This window comes from Streptomyces griseorubiginosus, from assembly GCF_017614965.1.
Taxonomy (GTDB): Bacteria; Actinomycetota; Actinomycetes; order Streptomycetales; family Streptomycetaceae; genus Streptomyces; species Streptomyces griseorubiginosus_B.
Genome location: NZ_WVUG01000598.1, coordinates 1 through 1,925, shown reverse-complemented (window position 1 = coordinate 1,925; position 1,925 = coordinate 1). Strand labels below are relative to the sequence as shown.

At 71.5% G+C, this 1,925-nt stretch carries 2 protein-coding genes; one reads left to right on the top strand and one right to left on the bottom strand.

All coding sequences use genetic code 11. From position 1 onward, the window contains the following. Positions 1 to 41 precede the first annotated feature (41 nt). Positions 42 to 1,310 (top strand): streptophobe family protein, encoded by a 1,269-nt coding sequence (locus GRC12_RS44040; RefSeq protein WP_208786034.1) that lies wholly within the window; start codon positions 42 to 44, stop codon positions 1,308 to 1,310. 7 nt (positions 1,311 to 1,317) lie between these two features. On the opposite strand, the gene GRC12_RS44035 is transcribed toward GRC12_RS44040, so the two are convergent. Beyond that, positions 1,318 to 1,860: an MOSC domain-containing protein gene (locus tag GRC12_RS44035; RefSeq protein WP_208786033.1), complete on the bottom strand. Its 543-nt coding sequence runs from the start codon at positions 1,858 to 1,860 to the stop codon at positions 1,318 to 1,320. Positions 1,861 to 1,925 lie beyond the last annotated feature (65 nt).

The following is a 1,925-nucleotide window of genomic DNA, read 5'->3' as shown; positions in this document are numbered from 1 at the left end:
CAGAGGTGTATAAGAGACAGGTGCTGCTTAGCGTGGCAGGCGTGAGCCTGCGAACCGCCTCCGAGCAGACCGTGGCCCGTCATGGCTGGGTGCAGGCCCTGGGCGCGGTGCTGGCCGCGCTGATCGCCATGGGGGTCGTGGCCGCCCTGGGGTTGTGGGCGGCCGGAGCGACGGATCTTCCCCAGGGCGCGTTTCCCCGGGTGGCGGCGGCGACGGTGGTCACGGCCGTCGGCGGCACGATCGAACTGTCCGGGGACGCGGGCGGACTCGCCTCGTCCTCGGCCGGGCTGACCGTGATCCCGCTGTCCGTCACGCTGACCGGTGCGCTCGTGCTCGCCGCCGGCTTCCTGCGCCCGCTGCGGCACCGGGCGGTCACCGGAGCGCCCGAACTGGCCGGATGGGCGGCCCGGATCGCGGTCCTGTGGCTGCTCGCCCTGCTCGGTCTGGCCTTCGGTGCCCGCCAGACCTTCGCCCTCTCCCTCGGCAACGGCACGCTCAGCGACGTCGGTGACCTGTTCGACGTCTCGCCGAAGGTCGGTTTCAAGACCGACGTACCGCAAACCCTGCTGTTCGGCCTGCTGTGGCTGGCGGGCGTCCTGGTGCTGGCCCTGCTGGTCTCACGCGGGGCGCCGCTGCCCGGCCGGTTGCTGCGCTTCCAGGAGTCGGTGCGTCCGGCCGCGTACGCGATGGTGGCCCTGCTCCTCGTGTACGTCGCTCTCGGTGTCGTCGTCGGCCTGGTGACCGCGGCGATTCGCGGGCATGCCGTGGAGACCCTCGCGGTGATCCTGCTGGGCATGCCGAACCTGGTCTGGCTCACCCTCACCCTCGGCCTCGGCGCGACCTGGCACGGCAGGGTGCAGGGGCCGTTCGGGCTGCCCATGCCGCACGTCCTCGACGAGGTGCTGCGCACCAAGGACGTCTCCACGCTCAACCTGAGCACCCTCTCCGACTACGACAGCCGAGTGTGGTGGCTGGTCGTCGTGGACGCGGTGCTGCTGCTGGGCGCGGCCTTCGTGATGGCGGCCCGCTCCCCGTCCCGGACGCGCGCCTGGCAGCATGCCCTGCACATGGCCGTCGCCCTGGCGCTCACGGTCTGGATGATCTGCCTGGTCGGCCGGATCTCCGCGCACTACGGCCTGTCGGTGCTGGGCATCGGCGACCTGGGCGGGCGTCTGGGCGGGGACCTGTTCCTCACGCCCCAGGTGTGGAGCGCGCTGGGGCTGGCGGTGCTGTGGGGGCTGGTGACCGGGTTCCTGGGCGCGCTGCTGGCGAGGCCGGTACGGCGGAGGGGTGCCGCCGCAGCGGTGTGACGTGGGGTCAGACCCTGTCCAGGGGCCGGTGCGGGCCGCTGGGGAGTTCCGCCTCGATCCTGTCGTCGGGACGCACCACGCCCCCTTCCCGCACGACGGTCATGATCCCGGCCTTGCGCACGACCTTGCCGTCCTCGTCCCTGCCGACGACCTGCTTGAGCAGCCCGCCCTGGAACTTGTCGATCTGCATGCAGGGGTTGCGCAGACCGGTGACCTCCAGGACGGCGGAGTCGCCGATGCGCAGCAGGGTGCCGACCGGCAGGCCGAGCAGGTCGATGCCGCGCGTGGTGATGTTCTCGCCGAGCTCGCCGGGCGCGACCTTGAACCCGGCCTCGCCGACCTCGGCGAAGAGCTCCTCGTGGATGAGATGCACTTGGCGCAGGTTGGGCTGGGTGGGGTCCTGCGCGACCCTGGACCGGTGCTTGACCGTCACCCCGGCGTGCACGTCCCCCTCCACCCCCAGCCCGGCGAGCAGCGTGATGCTGTCCCGGTTCGGCTTGGTGAAGGAGTACACCCCGTTGCTGCTGACCGCCGTCACGCTTCCGCTCATCGTCGGACCCCCCTCGTCGGTAACGATCAATCATGAGCCTAACCCGGGCTCGGACGCCCGAACAC

Excerpts from the sequence above, each read along its gene's own strand:
- GRC12_RS44035 (WP_208786033.1), bottom strand. The coding sequence starts at position 1,860 with ATGAGCGGAAGCGTGACGGCGGTCAGCAGCAACGGGGTGTACTCCTTC.